Source organism: Pseudomonas sp. OST1909 (assembly GCF_015277575.1).
Lineage (GTDB): Bacteria > Pseudomonadota > Gammaproteobacteria > Pseudomonadales > Pseudomonadaceae > Aquipseudomonas > Aquipseudomonas synxantha_A.
The window spans coordinates 2,454,744-2,471,727 of sequence record NZ_CP063780.1; the positions used below are offsets into that span (position 1 = coordinate 2,454,744).

Genomic DNA, 16,984 nt, shown 5'->3' on the forward strand with positions numbered 1-16,984 from the left:
TCAAGTCCAGTAGGTGGAAAACATGCCCAGGCGCCGTTTAAGCGAGTTGGGCAAGTGGCGTTCAAGGTGGCCGAGGCGATAACCCAGCAATTTAAAGGCGCTGCGCACCACCACTTCCGGCGCACGGTGCAGCGCGTTGGCCTCGCGCAATGCGCGCAGTTCGGCCAGCACATAACGTTTACCTTCGCCGCCGGCGTCGCCGAACGCCTGGCGAATCCACGCCTCGCGGCCGTAGAACACACCGATATCGAAGTAGCGCTTGAACTCGTCCAGCAAGCGGTAATCATGGGAGTGATAAACCTGCGCGCTGGCGGCGTAGCGCACCTGGTAGCCGGCCAGCAACATGCGTGCGGCGACGTAGGCGTCTTCGCTGCCAATCACATCCTGGGGAAAACCACCCACCGCCTGCAGGGCGCTGCGTCGGTACACCGAAAACGAGTCGGAGCTGAAGCAGGTTTTGATCCCTAGCTGCGGTGCATCGGCCAGGCTTTTGCTGCGGCTGGCCGCCGGGTAGTTGAAGTGCCGCGACTGTGCCCCCAGCACCCCTGCACCGGGGTGCGGCAACTGCCGTCCATAGGCCACGCCATTGAGCGGCTCCAGTTGCAATTCGGCGATCAGGTTGGCGAAGGTCTCGGCCGTGGCGGGGATCGCGTCCTGAGTCATGACGATCAAAGCGTCGCCGCCCACCTGTTCACTGGCCCAGCGCCGGGTGCCGCCGTGGTTGAAGTCGCGGGCATCAATCACCTCCACACGCGCGCCAAACTCGCGAAAACGCGCCACGGTGTCATCGCTCGATGCGCTGTCGACCACCAGCATCTCGTCCGGTTGCAGGGTCTGCATGCGCAGCGCTGGCAGCAGGCGGTCCAGATGGCTGGCCGCGTTGCGGGTGGGGATGATCAGGGACGTGCGCATCAGGGTTTCTCTTCCACCGGCGCGCGGCCGTAGATGTCGTCATAACGCACGATGTCGTCTTCGCCCAGGTACTCACCGCTCTGTACCTCGATCATCACCAGATCGATGATGCCGGGGTTGGTCAGGCGGTGTTTGTGGCCGGCGGGAATATAGGTGGACTCGTTCATGTTGAGCAGGATTTCGCGCTCGCCATTGGTGATCATCGCTGCGCCGCTGACCACTACCCAATGCTCGCTGCGGTGATGGTGCATTTGCAGGGACAGCGAGCCTTTGGGCTTGACCACAATGCGCTTGATTTTGAAACGCGTGCTTTCTTCCAGCACCGTGTAGGTGCCCCACGGGCGGGTGACCGTGCGGTGCAGACTGAACGCCGGGTGATTCTGGCGCTTGAGTTCGGCGACGATATAGCGCACGTCCTGGCTGCGGTGGGCGTCGGCGATCAACAGTGCGTCCGGGGTGTCGACGATGATCAGATCGCGCACGCCCACTGCACCGAGTACCCGCTTGGGCGAGTCGATGTAGCAGTTATGCACGTCGTGCAGGATCGCCTCGCCATTGATCTGGTTGCCATTGTCATCACTGGGGGTGAGTTGGCGCAGCGCTTCCCAGGAGCCGATATCGCTCCAGCCAATGTTGCAGGGCACGACCGCGACCTTTGCGGATTTTTCCATCAGGGCCACGTCGATGGAGATGTCCGGCGCGGTACCGAAACCTTCCGGGCTCAGCTCACGCTGGCGACTGCTGCTGTTCTGCAGGCTCTGGCTGTGCTCGAGTGCGGCCTTGGCAGCGTCCAGGACTGCCGGGGCGTGGCTGGCCAATTCTTCCAACAGGCTGGCCGCCTTGAAGCAGAACATGCCGGCATTCCACAGGTGCTTGCCGCCGTCCAGATAGCCTTGGGCGGTGGCCAGATCGGGCTTCTCGACAAAGCGCCGGACCTGAAACCCGGCCCCCAACGCTGCGCCTTGTTCGATATAGCCAAAGCCGGTTTCGGCACGGTCAGGCTGAATGCCGAAGGTCACCAGGTAACCGGCCTCGGCCAGCGCACGGGCTTTTTCCACCGCTTGGGCGAAGGCCGTTTCATCCAGGATCAGGTGATCGGCGGGCATCACCAGCAACTGTGCTTCAGCGCCGAAATGCTCCTGCACATGCAAGGCGGCCACGGCGATGGCGGCGGCGGTGTTACGGCCAAACGGCTCCAGCAGCAGCTCCAGGGCCAATCGCTGAGTGTTCACCGCACGGTAGTCGTCGAGGGTGCGAAACAGCAGGTCGCGGTTGGTCACCGTCAGGATGCTCTCCACCCCCGGCAAGTGACTGGCGCGCAGGAAGGTCTTTTGCAGCAGGCTCTGGTCATCGCGCATGCGCATGAAGGGTTTGGGCATGTTCTGCCGCGAAACCGGCCACAGCCGCGTGCCCGAACCACCGGAGATGATGCACGGGATCAATCCGTTAAGAGGGTTCATCAATAGACTTCCTTGGTGGAAAGGACGGCCGGAACCGTCATGAAAACGATGTACAGATCCAGCCACACCGACCATTTGGCGATGTATTCCAGGTCGTATTCGACGCGCTTCTGGATTTTGAACAGGGTGTCGGTCTCGCCACGGTAGCCATTGATCTGTGCCCAGCCGGTGATGCCTGGCTTGACCCGGTGGCGTGAGCTGTATTCGCTGACCGCTTGCTCGAACGGAATCCCGGCGGCCTTGGTGGCCGTGGCGTGGGGGCGCGGGCCGACCATCGACATATTGCCCAGCAGCACGTTGAACAGTTGTGGCAGCTCATCGATGCTGGTCTTGCGAATGATCCTGCCTACCCGGGTGATGCGCGGGTCCTGGCGTGTGGTCTGGTTCTCGGCGTTGAGGTCGGTCTGTTCCACGTACATCGAGCGGAACTTGAACACCCGGATCAGGTTGTCGTTGTAGCCAAAGCGCTTCTGGCGAAACAGCACCGGGCCCTTGGAATCGAGTTTGATCGCGATGGCCGTCGCCAGCATCACCGGTGACAGCAACAACAGGCCGAGGCTGGCCAGCAGCAGGTCTTCGCAACGCTTGATAAAGGGCGACCAGCCGCGCAGCGGCAACTGCGAGGTGTTGAACATCAGGATGCCGCCCACATCGGTGATGCGGTTATGCCCATAACGCAAGGCCGCCATGTCGGGCACCAGCATGACGTTCACCGACATCTGCCGCAGGCGTTTGACCAGCCCGTTGATACGCTGCTCGGCAGCCCAGGGCAGGGTGATCATGACCTGGTTGACCTGTTCGGAGCGGATCAGCTTTTCCAGGTCGCGGGTATTGCCCAGCAAGGGCAGGCGGCTCAGTTCCTTGGGAATGCGCTCGGTACGGTCGTCGATAAAGCCGATCAGGCCGGAACGGATATCGCTGTTGCGCGACAGGTGTTCAGCCACATGCACCGCCGTCTCGGTAAAACCCAGGATCACCGTACGCTGCAAGAATTTGCCGTTCTTCATCAAATGGCGATACAGGCGCAGCATCAATATCCGTTCCACGCCAAACAGCACCAGGCTCATGGAGAACCAGGCCGCCAGGTTGCGTGGGCTCAACTGTGGGAACAGCAGCAGGATCTGGTACATGAACAGCAGGATGCAAAACGCCGAGACCCAGGCCACCAGCATCACGCGAAAACGCAGGCGATTGCTGAACAGATCCTCGGAGTACACCCCCAGGGCCTGGAACAGAATGATGGTCAAGAGCGCAAAGAATACCAGCAGGCCCAGGTAGTGGTTGCGCATGTGCTCGGCGACGGGTTCCGGGTAGAACAACAGGATAATTGCCGGCACCACAGCAGTGAGGCCGTGGATCAGTTTTACGAAGACGACAAAAAACTCAACGAAACCGGGACGAGTCAAAAACAGGCTATCGACCGACGATTTACCGCGCATAGATCAGATCCTCAATACACCACCAGAACGTTCCTATTCGTTTTGCTCATCCATAAGGCAGGTTTGCTTTACAAGTGGTGCAAATCGAACAACTGCAGTTGCTGGGTAATACGTAATGCCTGTTCAGACGCAGGAATTTACGGAGTGATGGCTAAATAGTGGCTTCCTTGAGGTTCCGTGTCAATGATTTGGCTTTTTTCGCCGCTGCCTTCAATGGCTCTCATGAGGCCCCCATGATATGACGATTTATTGACATGAGAGGCCATGCTTTCAGAAAAATCGAGAATCGATGATGGCTTTTTGGAGTGTAGGAACAAACGTGGGGATTTGCCTGCCAGCGAAAAAAGCTTTTTTTTGACAGAAGCAGGGCGGGGGAAGGGGGGTTGTCGAACCAGGGCCGGCTTGCCGGCTCTGGTGCAAGGACTGCTGATGTTTAGAAGTTGCCTTTGAGGCTCAGCGTAAGGTTGCGCGGCTCTCCATAAAGATTACCCCAGCCTGAGGTACCCACGGTCTGGTAGTAGTTTTTATCGAACAGGTTGTTGCCGTTGAGCGCCACAGTCCAGGTGTCGTCCACCTGATACGCAATGCGCGCATTCCACAACGCATACCCGGCCTGTTCCAGTTTGATGGTTTGCAACCGGTAATTGCTGCTTTGGGCGTTGACCCCGGCGCCGACTGTCCATTTTGACAGTGCACCGTCCAACTGGTAGTCGCCCCACAAACGCAGCATATGCCTTGGTACGTAGGTGTTGGACACCGCGCCTTCGGCTGCGCTGTCGATGTTCTTCAGGTTCTTGGTTTGCGTGTAGGTGTAGCCGCCAAACACTTGCAGGCGTTCAAGCAATTCGCCGCTCAGCTCGGCCTCGACCCCTTGGGCGCGAACTTTGCCCGTGTCGGTGTAGCAGTAGCCGTCGGAGGAGCTGCCGCAGCGGGTCTCGAAATCGGTTTGGGCGGCGTTTTTTTCGATGGCGCGAAACAGCGCCAGGGAGCTGTTGAGGCGCCCGTCAAACCATTCGCCCTTGATACCCAGCTCGTAGTTCTCACCCATTTTCGGCTTGAGCGCCGAACCGCTGACCGTGGCGTAGGAGCTTTGTGGCTGGAAGATATCGGCGTAGCTGGCGTACACCGAAAGGTTGTCATTGAGGTCGTAGATCAGCGCGGCAAACGGCGTGACCACGCCGGTTTCCTTGGTGCGTGCATCCTGGTCGGCCCACTCGCCCCAGGCCAGGTTCAAGGACTCACGGCGGTTTTCATACCAACTGACGCGACTGCCCAGAACCAGCATCAACGGTTCGGCCAGACGCAGGCGCAAGGTGGCGTAGGCGCCGTATTGGGTGGCGGTTTCCTTGACCGTGCCGCCACGGTACATGTTGGGCCAGAAGGTATCGTCGGCAGGTTCCGGGAAGTGGTGGTTGGGGTTGAAAACGCTTTGGCGCTGGGGCAGGTTGCGGATCGCGTAGACATCGTCCTGGGTGCCACGACTGCCATTGGCGCCGAGGATCAACTCATGTTGCAGGCCAAACGCTTCGAATTGACCATCAATGTAGGCATCCAGGCCGTAGTCCTTGTGATCGTAATCCAGCAGCGCGGCGTAGCTGGTGAGCGTAGGGGCCGGGTTGCCATAGTCCACGGTGCTTTCGCTGGCGGCGTATTTGATGTCTTGCAGGTTGCGGCTATGCACGGCGCTGACTTTGAGCTTCCAGTCGTCGTTGAAGTGATGGGTCAGATCGGCGAACAGCGTGGTGCGCTGGCTTTGCCAATCGTTCCAGGCCTGGCCCAGGCAGGTGGAGCGGCTCAGGCCGAGGCTTTTGCCGTCGCGGTAGCGCGGCAGGCCGCTCCAGCACGGTGTGGCGTCGACATCCTCATAGCTGGCGCCGAAGCCTAGGGTGGTGTCAGGGCTGACATCCATGTCCAGCGCCGCGTAAAACGCCTGGTCCTGGCGCTTGGCAAGGTCCATGTAGGAGCCACGATTCTGCTGGCTGACCGACGCACGGCCGCGCACCGTGCCGCTGTCGTTCAACGGGCCGCCGGTGTCGAGTTCGGCGTGGTAGTTATCCCAGGTGCCCGCCGACAGCCCGAGGCTGGTGGTCGGGGTGGCTTGGGGCCGCTTACGCACGAAGTTCACTGCACCGCTGGCGGTGCCGGCGCCCTTGAGCATACCGGCGGCGCCTTTTAGCACCTCTACCCGGTCATAAATCGCCATGTTCGCGCTGAAACTGTCGGCCTGTATGTAGTCCTTGCCGATGTCCAGCGGCACACCATCGAACTGGTACTGACCGAGCATCTTGAAGCCCCGGGAGTAAAAATACTTGCCGCCCATGGGCGACTCGTAGCTGGTGATCCCTGGCGTGCGCTCCAGCAATTGGTCGATGGTGGTGATGTTCTGGTCATCCATCAGCTTGCGGGTCATCACGCTCACCGATTGCGGCGTGCGTCGCAGGCTATGTTCGCCCTTGCCGATGGTCACCGCACCGGTGGTGTAGGAACCGCTGCCTTCGGTGGTGGCGCCCAGACGATCACCAGTGATGGTGGTGGCGCCCAGGCTCAGCGCCGAGCCGGCTTGCTGCTGAGGTAGCAGTAACCAGGCGTTCTGGCCCTGGCTTTGCGCCTGCAAACCCTGGCCCTGAAGCAACTGGCTCAGGGCCTGTTGTGGGGCCAGGGTGCCGCTCAGCCCCGGGCTGCTTTTGCCGGCCACGCTGCCCGCGTCATACGACAGGCTGATACCGGCCTGCCGCGCAAACTGATCAAGGGCGCCCGCCAGAGGCCCGGGCGCAATATTCCAGGCGCGGGCCTGGCGCTCGCTGCGGGGTTCCTGGGCTGTTGCGGTATACGGCAAAGCGCTGGCTGCCACGCACGCGCCAAGAAGAGTGGCATTGAGGGCGTGTCTGAGGGGGGAACGTTTGGAGGGGAACGCTTGCATGACCGCGGGATGCTCCTGAAGGAAGTGGACAACACCGGCCTGTTGATCGGCCTTTCCTTACAGGTCGAATGGCAATGAGAATTCACCTCATTTATTTTCGGCCGCTCAAACCCGAGCGGAGACGGTCACCCAATAGGGGCTGCGGTAGGTCACATTGATCGACAACGATTGCGCCACCAGCTTGAGTACCTGATCGGTGTCTTCCAGTTGATAGGTGCCCGAAACCCGCAGCCCCGCGACGGCTTCGCTGCAACGGAGCAAGCCGTTGCGGTAGCGGCCCAGTTCGGCCAGGAAGTCGTCAAGGCGCATATTGTGGGCGCTGATGACGCCGTCGCTCCAGGCCCAGGGATCCAGGCCATTGGTGGGAGAAGGGCGAATGCCGCTACGGTTGAACAGCACCTGTTCGCCCGGCTTGATCATTTGGCGTGCGCTGGCGTCATGGCTGTCGGCATACACCGCGACCGCACCCTGCTGCACAGCCAGCAGCGTACCTTGGGCTTCTTCACGTACCACAAAGCGCGTGCCGAGGGTGCGCAGGTAACCATCGCGGGTGTGCACCCAGAACGGACGGTTGTCAGCGCCGGTATTGACCAACACTTCACCCTGACGCAGGTTCACCAGACGCCGCTCGGCATTCAGGGTGATATCGATGGCACTGGCGCTGTTGAGCTGGACCTTGCTGCCATCGTTCAACACCACCCAGCGCCGCTCGCCGGTGGCGGTGCAATAGTCGGCCATCAGGGCGGGCAGGGGCGTGTAGTCGCGACCCAGCCAGGCCAACCCGGCGGCGCCGGCCAACAACCCCAGCAGCTTCAAGCCTTCACGCCGACTGATACGTTGGCGCGCGCCATCGAGGGCATGGCGACTGACATGCGCCGGCAGTTGGGTGAAGTCGTCATTCATGGTCGCCACGCGCTGCCACGCCAGTTGATGCGCGGCGCTGGTGTGCAGCCACTGTTCGAAGGCCGCCGTACTGGCGTCGTCAGCGGTGTTGAAGCGCAGCTTGATCATCCACTGGATGGCCTGGTCCACCAGGCGCGGATCAGCATTCGGCATAACGTAACCGATAGCAGGCGTGCAATGCCTTGGACAGGTCACGCTCCACCGTGGCCTTGGACACGCCCAGGCGCAAAGCGATTTGCGCGCAGGTCAGGCCGTCCAGTTGGGCCAACAGAAACGCCTCGCGCACCCGTGGCTTGAGCTGGTCGAGCAAACGGTCGATGCGCGCCAGGCTGTCGAGGATCAGCAGGCGGGTTTCTTCGCTCGGCACCTCGACTTGGGGAAAGTGCGCCAGGCTTTCCAGGTAGGCACGTTCCAGTTCGCGGCGTCGGTACTGGTCGATCATCAAACTGCGTGCGATGCTGCTCAAGTAAGCACGCGGCTGCTGCAAGGTCTGTTGCTTGCGCGCGTTGAGCAGGCGCACGAAGGTTTCCTGCGCCAGGTCAGCGGCGTGTTCACGGCAGCCGGTGCGTCGGCTCAACCAGCCGCGCAGCCAGGAATGGTGGGCTTGGTAAAGCTGGCCGATGGCGGCATGGTCCAGTGGGTGATCGCTCGACATGGTCATCCTGGCGCAGCAGGCTTAATTGATAATGTTTCGCATTCTAGACGTTGGTTGTGGCATTCAGCAATCACTGGTTCGCTGCGTCAGTAATGTATCCAGCACAATTTTTTGTAGAGCCTGCGAGCGCCGTGCTGACGCTGATCGCGAGTGTGTTTCACCTACTGCTGGGCATGTTTGGCGGGGCGCTCAGCCGCTTCTTCGCCAAACGCACCAAAAGCGCCTGGCTGCAGAAGTGGGGGTTGGCGGCAGTGTTGATGGCGCTGGCCGTGCGCTTGGCGGTGATGTCACGTCCTGCCTGACGACACGCGGGAAGCCAAGCAGGTTTCTGTGTGGCGAGGGAGCTTGCTCCCGTAACGGCCTGCCAGTCGATGCTCATTTACCTGACACCTCACACTCCAATTGTGGGAGCTGGCTTGCCTGCGATAGCGGCCTGACAGGCGATGCTTCTCTACCTGACACCCCGCGATCCAAATGTGGGAGCGGGCTTGCTCGCGAAGGCGGCCTGACAGCCAACACAGTCATACCGAGTACATATCCATTCCTGCGGTAACGGCCACTTAGGGTTCCGCCCTGACGGCGGCTCACTTTTGAAAAGCGCAAAAGTAAGCAAAACGCTCTTGCCCCACCACTCGGCACCTCGCCTGGGCTCGGTGTGCCCGTAATCCGCCAGGGATTTGGGGGGGCCGCCGCCACGCGCCATCCATGGCGCGGGGCGGCTAAACCGGCATCCCTGCCGGTTTACCCCCCAAATCCCTGTCGAATTCCGGCCAGCGTGGTTTAACGGGGCGCTTAAGATCAAGATCACAAGCAGATCGAGATCAAGAGCGGCTCGCTTCGCATCGTGGTTACTGTCGGCTACAACCGGACAGGCCGTTTACCCCCGAAAGAATCAAAAGAAGTTTCGTACAGCAGCCTAGGACTCACCTTGCGTCCAGGCGCTGAAGCCGGTTTTTTCCCACAACCCTTTAAGGTTGCTGCTAGAAACAGTCGTCACTAGTCTTGCCCAGTCGCTGCCAATTCAGCGACCGGACGTGAGAAATCCGAATTACTCCAGTAGTCCATTACTCTCAGGAACTACATCATGATCAAAGACATCTCCAATCCTCCTTCAGATTCAAACCTTCTCTTCACCCTCCGTCCCAACCGCGACACAGAAACCCTGCTGGTCAATGCTTCCCAGGATCTGGAATCCATCAATGCCATAGCGGCGCACCTGGCCTTTGAGGTTGATGGCTCGCCACGGATGAACATTCACCCCAACCGCGCAGCCGCCCGCGCAACAATCTCCCCACGCACTCTGCGTGACTCCACCGTGCGCTTGTTGGCTTCCTCCAGTACATATCGGGGCGCAGTCTCCGGGCGGCCGGAGTCAAACGGTGGGGCCGGCGCATATTCGATTTGCAATTGCACCAGTTGCGCCGCCGCTTCGCTGTACAACTCTGCGGCCAGGGTCAGGGCAAAGTCGATGCCGGCGGTGATCCCGCCGCCGGTAAACAGGTTGCCGTCACGCACCACGCGCTCCTGCACGGGAATAGCACCGAGCGGGGCGAGCAGGTGGTGGTAGGCCCAGTGGGTCGTGGCCTTGCGACCGCGCAGCAACCCTGCCGCGCCCAATACCAATGAGCCGGTGCACACCGAGGTCATGTAGCGCACTGTCTGTGCCTGGGCCTTGAGAAAATCCAGGGTTTGCGGGTCTTCCATCAAAGGGCCCACACCGGCGCCACCGGGTACGCAGAGCACATCCAGGTTCGGGCAGTCGGCGTAAGTGATGGTCGGCGTGAACACTAGGCCAGTGCTGGAGGTGATCGGCGCGAGGTCTTTCCACACCAGGTGCAGCTTCACGTCTGGCAGCGAACCGAGGACATCATAGGGGCCGGTCAGGTCCAGTTGCTGGATGCCGGGGAACAACAGAAAGCCGATCTGCAAGGTCATGGTGCAAGCTCCGAAAGAAATGGACGACCTCACTGTAGAAGCCTAGGCTTTGGCGGGTACGCCATTGAACCCACTAATCACGCCAATCATGCCCAAGATTATTCATGTACTCGCTTTTGAAAATGCCCAGGTGCTCGATGTCACCGGGCCTCTGCAAGTGTTTGCGTCGGCTAATGACCTGTTGCGCCAACGTGGTTTACCGTTGCCCTACGCGGTGAACGTGATCGCCGCTCAGCCTGAACCGGTGAGGACTTCTGCCGGCCTGGCGCTGCTGGCTGAGCCGCTGCCCGCCATCGACGCGCCTTGCGACACCCTGGTGATCGCCGGTGGCTGGGGCGTGTACGCTGCCGCCGAAGACCCGACACTGGTGCAATGGGTGCGCGATAAATCCCGGCACACCCGGCGCATGGCTTCGGTGTGCACCGGGGCCTTTCTGCTGGCCGCCAGTGGTTTGCTCGATGGTTGCCGAGTGGCCACGCACTGGACGCGGTGTGAAGAACTGGCGCGCAAGTTTCCCGCACTCACGGTGGAGGCCAATCCGATTTTCATCCAGCAGGGCGCCGTGTGGACGTCTGCTGGTGTGACCGCCGGGATCGACCTGTGCCTGGCCCTGGTAGAGGATGACCTGGGTCGCGCCATTGCCTTGGAAGTGGCGCGCCACTTGGTGGTCTTTCTCAAGCGCCCTGGCGGTCAGTCGCAATTTAGCGTGACGTTATCCCTGCAAAAGAGCGACAGCCGCTTTGCCGACCTGCACGCTTGGATCGCCGACCATCTGACGCTGGATCTGAACATCGCCACCCTTGCGGCCCAGGCTGGCATGAGCGAGCGTAGCTTTGTGCGCCATTACCGCGCCGAGACCGGCCAGACCCCGGCCCGGGCCGTGGAACTGATCCGTGTCGAAACTGCGCGCCGGCAATTGGCAGACAGCACGACCTCCATCAAACGTATCGCCATGCAGTGCGGTTTTGGCTGTGAAGAGACTTTGCGCCGCAGCTTTGTGCGGGCCTTGTCAGTGACGCCTCAAGCTTACCGGGAGCGTTTTTCAGCGCTCCAGTAGTTCCAGCAATGCTTCAAGCGTGACCAGGGGCGCTTCCTGGAAAACATTATGACCAATGCCTGGCAAAACCTGCCGGCGATAAAAACCGCTGAAGTGCTCCACATCGTCATCCTCAAGTGGCGGCGGGCCCACACCGTCGTCGGCCCCGCATAACGAAATGCTGGGCACCGTTATCGCCGGTTGGGGCACCAGCGCCTGTTCGATGTACTCCAACGCGGGATCACCCGGCGCATACATGAAACGATGGCGGTAAGAGTGGATCACCACCGCGACAAAGTCCGGGTTATCAAATGACGGCGCAGTCTTGCCATACAGACTTGGCCCTTCACGCCAGGTCGGCGACCAAAGCCGCCATAACAACTCACACAGCTCTCGTCGATTGGCGGTCAAACCGTCGACCCCACGCTGGGTGTGGAAGTAATACTGGTACCACAATCGATGCTCGGTTTCCGGTGCCCGAGGCTCAAGGGACTTGGCGATGTCCTGGATGTTGTAACCGTCCCCCGTCACCAAGCCGCGTACCCGCTCGGGCCATAGCGCCGCGACAATACACGCCGCGCGCCCACCCCAGTCATACCCGGCGAGCGTGGCCTGCTTAATGGACAGCGCATCCATGAAATCCAGCAGGTCCTTGGCCAACGCCGCCTGTTGGCCGGAGCGCATGACCTGGTCGTTGATAAACCGCGTCGGGCCATAACCGCGCAAATACGGGACCAACACCCGATAACCACGCTCGGCCAGCACCGGCGCGATTTCGTCATAACTGCGAGGGTCATAAGGGAATCCATGCAGCAGGATCACCGGCTCGCCCGCGATGGGGCCGTGCGTCTCATAAGCCACGTCTAGCATGGACGTGCGCGCATACAACAGCGGGGCAGGGGTCGTCAGGGTTGCCATACAGTCTTCTCCCCACTGAGTTTGCGGTCCAGGAAGGTTGCCGCACTGATCAATGCCAAGTGGCTCAACGCCTGAGGTGTGTTGCCCAAGTGCCGAGCCTGGCTGTCGAATTCTTCGGCGTACAGCCCCAGCGGGTTGGCGTAGCGCAGCAGCTGTTCGAATTCCAGGTGGGCCTTTTCCACTTGTCCGGCGCGGGCCAGGCATTCCACGTACCAGAACGAGCAGGCAGCAAATGCGCCTTCTGTGCCTTGCAGCCCATCGATCTGGCTGTCGTCATTGCGGTAGCGGTAGACCATGCCGTCGCGCACCAGGCTTTTCTGGATCGCTTCCAGCGTCGCCAGCCAGCGCGGGTCGGTGGCCGCAACGAAGCGCACCAGCGGCATCAACAGCATCGAGCCGTCCAGCGCCGTACTGCCGATATGCTGGACGAAATGCCCGCGTTCTTCGTTCCAGAAGTTGCTCCAGATGTCGGCGTAGATAGCCTGGCGTGTCTGGTCCCAGCGCGCGAACGGGGCGGGCAGCGAGCGTTTGGAGGCGAGGCGAATAGCTCGGTCCAAAGCCACCCAGCACATCAGGCGCGAGTGCAAAAAGTGGTGTTGCTCGCCGCGCATTTCCCAGATACCTACGTCTTTGCGGTTCCAGATCTCACACACTTGGTCGACCACTTCCACCGTATGTTTCCAGCCTTCGTGGGAAATGGCTTCGCCGTACTTGTTGACCAGATACACCGCGTCCATCAATTCGCCGTAGATATCCAGCTGGATCTGGTCGAACGCTTCGTTGCCCACGCGCACCGGTTGGGCGTCGCCGTGGCCGCGCAAATGATCGAGGGTGGTTTCCGGCAACTCCTGGCGACCGTCGATGCCGTAGAGAATATTGATTTTGGTCGGCTGGCCGCAGCAGTCGCTGACTCTGCCTTTGAGCCAGCGCATATAGGCGTTGGCTTCCTCGACAAACCCCAGGCGCATGAACGCGTAGACGGTAAACGACGCATCGCGTATCCAGGTATAGCGGTAATCCCAGTTGCGCTCGCCGCCGGGGCTTTCCGGCAGGCCGAAGGTGGCGGCGGCGATGATTGCGCCGTGCTTGCGCGAGGTCAAAAGCTTCAACGCCAAGGCCGAGCGGTTGACCATTTCGCGCCAGCGCCCACGGTAATTGGACTGGGAGATCCAGCCGCGCCAGAACTTGAGGGTGCGTTCCAGGTACAGGTCCGTGCAGTCGTTGACCACCCGCGGATCATCCTGGCCGCCGAGCACAAATTCAGCGCCCTCGTCCTGGGCCAGGGTGAAGCGGGATACGACGGCATTTTCTTCGAGGGTCAGCGGGTGGCTGCCTACCAGGCGCAGGCCGGGCTGACCGTCGGCGCTGAACAGCACGCCGCTGTCATCGGCTGTGGTGTGGGTCTTGGCACGGGCGTAGTCGTGGCGCACGGCGCAACGCAGGTGCAGAGTTGCCTGGCCACTGACTACCCGTACGCGGCGAATCAGCAGCGGCAAATCGTCAACGTCTTCGCTGACGGCCAGCAGATCGGTGATTTCCACCACTGCCTCGTCACTCAGCCAGCGTGTTTGCAGCACGTTGGTGTCAGGCAGGTAGATCTGCTCGCGGCGGGCGTTGGGCAGGTCCGGGGTAAGTTGGAAGGTGCCGGCGTCGGGCGTGTCGAGCAGTGCGCAGAAGATCGACGGGCTGTCGAATTCCGGCCAGCAGAAAAAATCGATGCTGCCACGGTCGTTTACCAGTGCGGCACTGCGCATGTCGCCGATGATGCCATGGGCATCGATGGCGCTTTGGGGTTCTTTTTTCAGATCAACCATTGCCGCGAAACTCCGGATAAAGGCTCATGCCGCCATCGATGAACAACGTACTGCCGACCACGTAATCAGAAGCATCACTGGCCAGCCACACCACTGCATTGGCCACATCTTCTACATCGCCGACACGACCGTAAGGAATCAATTTGAGCAACTCTTTCTCCGCAGCGCCTTCAGTGGCTGCGCGGTTGATTGCTGTGCGAATCGCCCCAGGCGCAATGCCATTGATGCGGATGCGTTGCTCGCTGACTTCCTGGGCGAGGGTGCGCATCAGCATCTCAACGCCGCCCTTGGACGCTGCATAATTCACATGCCCGGCCCACGGAATGACTTGATGCACCGAACTCATATGGATGATTTTGCCGGCCGCTCGTGACACGCCCTCGCGAACGCCCTGACGATTGAAGATACGCACCGCCGCTCGGGCACAGAGGAACTGCCCGGTGAGGTTGACACCGATCACGGTGTTCCAGTCCTCGAGGCTCATGTCGACCAGGTTGGCGTCTTTTTGCAGGCCGGAGTTGGCCACCAGAATATCCAGGTGGCCGAAGGCATCGAGGGTCTGTGCGAACAGGCGCTCGACATCGGCCTCCTTGGACACATCGCCACCGATGGCAAGCGCCCGACCGCCGTTGGCATTGATCTGTGCGGCAAGGGCCTCGGCGGGGGCCGCCTGGGAGTTGTAGTTAAGCACTACCGCCGCGCCCGCGTCGGCCAGGGCTTTGGCTGCGCCAGCACCGATGCCGGAACTGGCGCCGGTGACCAGAGCTACTTGTTGCTGCAAGGAAATCTGCATCGCCCACCCACTGTGTTTATCAGAGTCCTTTCAGCTGACTGGCGGCGTAGAGCGGAAGTTCACCGCGCGGTTTGTACGCTCAGGCCGTGGGCCGCAGGTGTAGCGCCGGGGCGCAAGGCAAAGGTTTATCGTAATATGCTGAAAACAAAAGATAAGGGATGGAGCAAAGGAATGTGTATGTCGACACGCACCTCAAGGATGAAACGTTTACTCATTGGCTTATCAGCCGTTTTACCACTGGCTCAGACATCACTGGCCGTTGCGGAAAACAGCAACGGAAAAACGCTCTATCTACAGCGATGCGCCGTGTGCCATGGCCCCGATATAAAGGCCTCCGGGCCATTGGCTAAAAAAAGCAATCCCCCCACGCCCGACCTTACAACCGCCGCGTTCAAACAACGGCTGCATGATTATCCGGGCGTGATCGTGTCGTCGATAATACTTCGCCCAAATGGCAACCTGATTCCAAAGACGTTGAAGGACAACGGTGTGAAGATAGCGCCGCACGCGTGGAGCGTTCAGGATTTCCGCGATCTGCATCAATACATGAGTAGTGTGATTTCAAAAAGTTGAGGGGTTTGAGTGCGGCGGGCGTACCGCCGATGGACAGCAATTGCCCTGCTTAATAGGAAACATTACTATTCACGCCCCGCCTCCTCAGTGCCTTCGCGATGATTCCTCAGCCGCCCCGCAGAACAGGCTTTTTCGAGCACTACGAAGAGTTGATCGGCACGTGGACGCGCCGCTTGAGGAGCCGTCAGCAAGCCGAGGACCTGACCCACGACACTTTTGTGCGAGTGCTCGAGTCCCACGCCAGCGAGGTTGCACAACCACGCGCCTACCTGCATCAAACCGCGCGCAATATCGCGGTGGACGCCTACCGGCGCGAAGAACGTCGCGAGGCGTTGATGTTGCAGGCCGCTGATCACGCCCCCCACAGCGGTGATCCGGAGCATTACATGCACGCGATTCAGTTGGCTGACTCCATCGAGCGGGCCCTGGTCGAGTTGCCGCTCAACTGTCGCAAGATTTTTATCTGGCAGAAAATCGAGGGGCTCACCCAGCAGGAAATCGCCGTGCGCCTGGGGCTGTCTAAAAACATGGTGGAGAAGTATATGATCCGCACCCTGCGGCATCTGCGTGACCGCCTGGATGCAATGGCGCCATGACCCGCATTGAAACAGGATCTTCCACGATGGATAAGCGTGTCCGTGACGAAGCGGCACAATGGTTTGTGCGCCTGCAAGACGGCCCGTTGAACGCCGAAGAACGGCGACGTTTCGAGGCCTGGCGTGCCGAGCAGCCCGAACACCAATATGAATTCGATGTGCTGCAAGGGCTGTGGAGCGCCACCGATCTGCTGCCCCAACCCCGTTTGCAGGCTTTGTGCGATGCGCCGGCCGAGCGCCCCAGAGGTGGCGCGGTGCTGCGTTATGCGGTAGCGGCCGGTGTGGTTGCCATTGCCGTGGGCCTGGGTTTGTTCAGCGGGCTGGGCCAGTCCAAGCCGTACAGCGCCGAGTTCACTACCCGGGTGGGCGAGCAGCGCCAGGTGGCCTTGCCCGACGGTTCTGTGATGGACCTCAACAGCCGCAGTGTGGTTGCGGTTCACTACGAAAAAGGTCGGCGGGGCATTGAGCTCAAGCAGGGTGAGGCGATGTTCAGTGTCGAGCACGACGTCAGTCGCCCGTTCGTGGTGGCCGCCGGGGCAGGGCAGGTGACGGTCACCGGCACACGCTTCGATGTGCGTCGCGATGACGACCGCACCCGCGTGGTGGTCGAGACCGGCACCGTCAAGGTGCAGGGACGAGCGTCGGCTCAAGTCGTGACGCTCACCGCCGGCCGGGGCACTCATGTCGATACTCAGGGCGAAGTGGCTGCGGCCTACGCCGTAAACCCTGAAGAGCTGACCGCATGGCGCACCGGCAAACTGGTGTTCAACAACGCTAGCCTGGCCGAAGTGGCGCGGGAAGTGTCGCGCTATCGCGAGCAACCGTTGCGCGTCACCACGGCAGCGGTGGGCAACCTGCGTCTGACCAGCGTGTTCAACGCCAGTGACACCGACGCCTTGCTCAAAGCCTTGCCACATATTCTGCCGGTTGCCTTGCGCACCTTGCCGGACGGCAGCCAGGAAATTATTTCACGCTGACATTCAGGTTTTTTTCGCGTTATTCGTCTTCTCCTGCAACTGCAACTGGTTTG

14 protein-coding genes and 1 pseudogene are annotated in these 16,984 nt (G+C 60.7%); 5 read left to right on the top strand and 10 right to left on the bottom strand.

Annotated features, from left to right (window positions below; translation table 11 throughout):
- The 6 genes from IH404_RS10875 to IH404_RS10900 form a co-directional block, all read right to left on the bottom strand.
- Positions 1 to 912: a glycosyltransferase gene (locus IH404_RS10875; RefSeq protein WP_194440396.1), complete on the bottom strand. Its 912-nt coding sequence runs from the start codon at positions 910 to 912 to the stop codon at positions 1 to 3.
- The gene (locus tag IH404_RS10880) at positions 912 to 2,372 is read right to left on the bottom strand and encodes a mannose-1-phosphate guanylyltransferase/mannose-6-phosphate isomerase (protein WP_005786806.1); all 1,461 of its coding nucleotides are present in this window, start codon (positions 2,370 to 2,372) and stop codon (positions 912 to 914) included. Before IH404_RS10880 ends, IH404_RS10875 begins: the two co-directional genes overlap by 1 nt.
- Positions 2,372 to 3,811 carry an undecaprenyl-phosphate glucose phosphotransferase gene (locus IH404_RS10885; RefSeq protein ID WP_032876885.1) on the bottom strand — a complete coding sequence of 480 codons (1,440 nt, stop codon included), beginning with the start codon at positions 3,809 to 3,811 and terminating at the stop codon, positions 2,372 to 2,374. The genes IH404_RS10880 and IH404_RS10885 overlap by 1 nt, the downstream gene beginning before the upstream one ends.
- Before the next feature lie 433 nt (positions 3,812 to 4,244).
- Entirely contained in the window at positions 4,245 to 6,731 is a 2,487-nt protein-coding gene (locus IH404_RS10890) for a TonB-dependent receptor (protein ID WP_005786810.1), read from the bottom strand.
- 105 nt (positions 6,732 to 6,836) lie between these two features.
- Positions 6,837 to 7,787 (bottom strand): FecR domain-containing protein, encoded by a 951-nt coding sequence (locus IH404_RS10895; protein WP_194440397.1) that lies wholly within the window; start codon positions 7,785 to 7,787, stop codon positions 6,837 to 6,839.
- The gene (locus IH404_RS10900; RefSeq protein WP_032876877.1) at positions 7,774 to 8,289 is read right to left on the bottom strand and encodes a sigma-70 family RNA polymerase sigma factor; all 516 of its coding nucleotides are present in this window, start codon (positions 8,287 to 8,289) and stop codon (positions 7,774 to 7,776) included. The genes IH404_RS10895 and IH404_RS10900 overlap by 14 nt, the downstream gene beginning before the upstream one ends.
- A gap of 131 nt (positions 8,290 to 8,420) precedes the next feature.
- On the opposite strand from IH404_RS10900, the pseudogene IH404_RS10905 reads away from it, so the two are divergent.
- Positions 8,421 to 8,591: pseudogene (locus tag IH404_RS10905) on the top strand (LysE family translocator); the annotation flags it as partial.
- Between the two features lie 952 nt (positions 8,592 to 9,543).
- Here IH404_RS10905 and inhA read toward each other — a convergent pair.
- Positions 9,544 to 10,224, bottom strand: a complete 681-nt coding sequence (gene inhA / locus IH404_RS10910; protein WP_005786816.1) for an isonitrile hydratase — start codon at positions 10,222 to 10,224, stop codon at positions 9,544 to 9,546.
- A gap of 88 nt (positions 10,225 to 10,312) precedes the next feature.
- Here inhA and IH404_RS10915 point away from each other — a divergent pair, with 88 nt between their 5' ends.
- The gene (locus tag IH404_RS10915; protein ID WP_194440398.1) at positions 10,313 to 11,281 is read left to right on the top strand and encodes a helix-turn-helix domain-containing protein; all 969 of its coding nucleotides are present in this window, start codon (positions 10,313 to 10,315) and stop codon (positions 11,279 to 11,281) included.
- Here IH404_RS10915 and IH404_RS10920 read toward each other — a convergent pair.
- Genes IH404_RS10920 through IH404_RS10930 form a run of 3 tightly spaced genes read right to left on the bottom strand, consistent with a single transcriptional unit; the run spans position 11,267 to position 14,785 of the window.
- On the bottom strand, positions 11,267 to 12,178 hold the full coding sequence (locus tag IH404_RS10920) for an alpha/beta hydrolase (protein WP_194440399.1): 912 nt from the start codon (positions 12,176 to 12,178) through the stop codon (positions 11,267 to 11,269). The genes IH404_RS10915 and IH404_RS10920 overlap by 15 nt on opposite strands.
- On the bottom strand, positions 12,166 to 13,992 hold the full coding sequence (locus IH404_RS10925; RefSeq protein ID WP_005786821.1) for a glycoside hydrolase family 15 protein: 1,827 nt from the start codon (positions 13,990 to 13,992) through the stop codon (positions 12,166 to 12,168). The genes IH404_RS10920 and IH404_RS10925 overlap by 13 nt, the downstream gene beginning before the upstream one ends.
- Positions 13,985 to 14,785, bottom strand: a complete 801-nt coding sequence (locus tag IH404_RS10930) for a glucose 1-dehydrogenase (protein ID WP_005786823.1) — start codon at positions 14,783 to 14,785, stop codon at positions 13,985 to 13,987. The genes IH404_RS10925 and IH404_RS10930 overlap by 8 nt, the downstream gene beginning before the upstream one ends.
- Positions 14,786 to 14,983: 198 nt before the next feature.
- Between IH404_RS10930 and IH404_RS10935 the strand changes: the two genes are divergently transcribed.
- The 3 genes from IH404_RS10935 to IH404_RS10945 all read left to right on the top strand — a co-directional run bounded on the left by IH404_RS10935 (position 14,984) and on the right by IH404_RS10945 (position 16,931).
- A complete protein-coding gene (locus tag IH404_RS10935; protein WP_087945280.1) occupies positions 14,984 to 15,358 on the top strand; it encodes a cytochrome c in 375 nt (124 codons plus the stop codon).
- Positions 15,359 to 15,456: 98 nt separating this feature from the next.
- Complete coding sequence (locus tag IH404_RS10940) at positions 15,457 to 15,954, top strand: sigma-70 family RNA polymerase sigma factor (protein ID WP_005786827.1); 498 nt, start codon at positions 15,457 to 15,459, stop codon at positions 15,952 to 15,954.
- A 26-nt stretch (positions 15,955 to 15,980) separates the two neighbouring features.
- Positions 15,981 to 16,931 carry a FecR domain-containing protein gene (locus IH404_RS10945; RefSeq protein ID WP_194440400.1) on the top strand — a complete coding sequence of 317 codons (951 nt, stop codon included), beginning with the start codon at positions 15,981 to 15,983 and terminating at the stop codon, positions 16,929 to 16,931.
- Positions 16,932 to 16,984 lie beyond the last annotated feature (53 nt).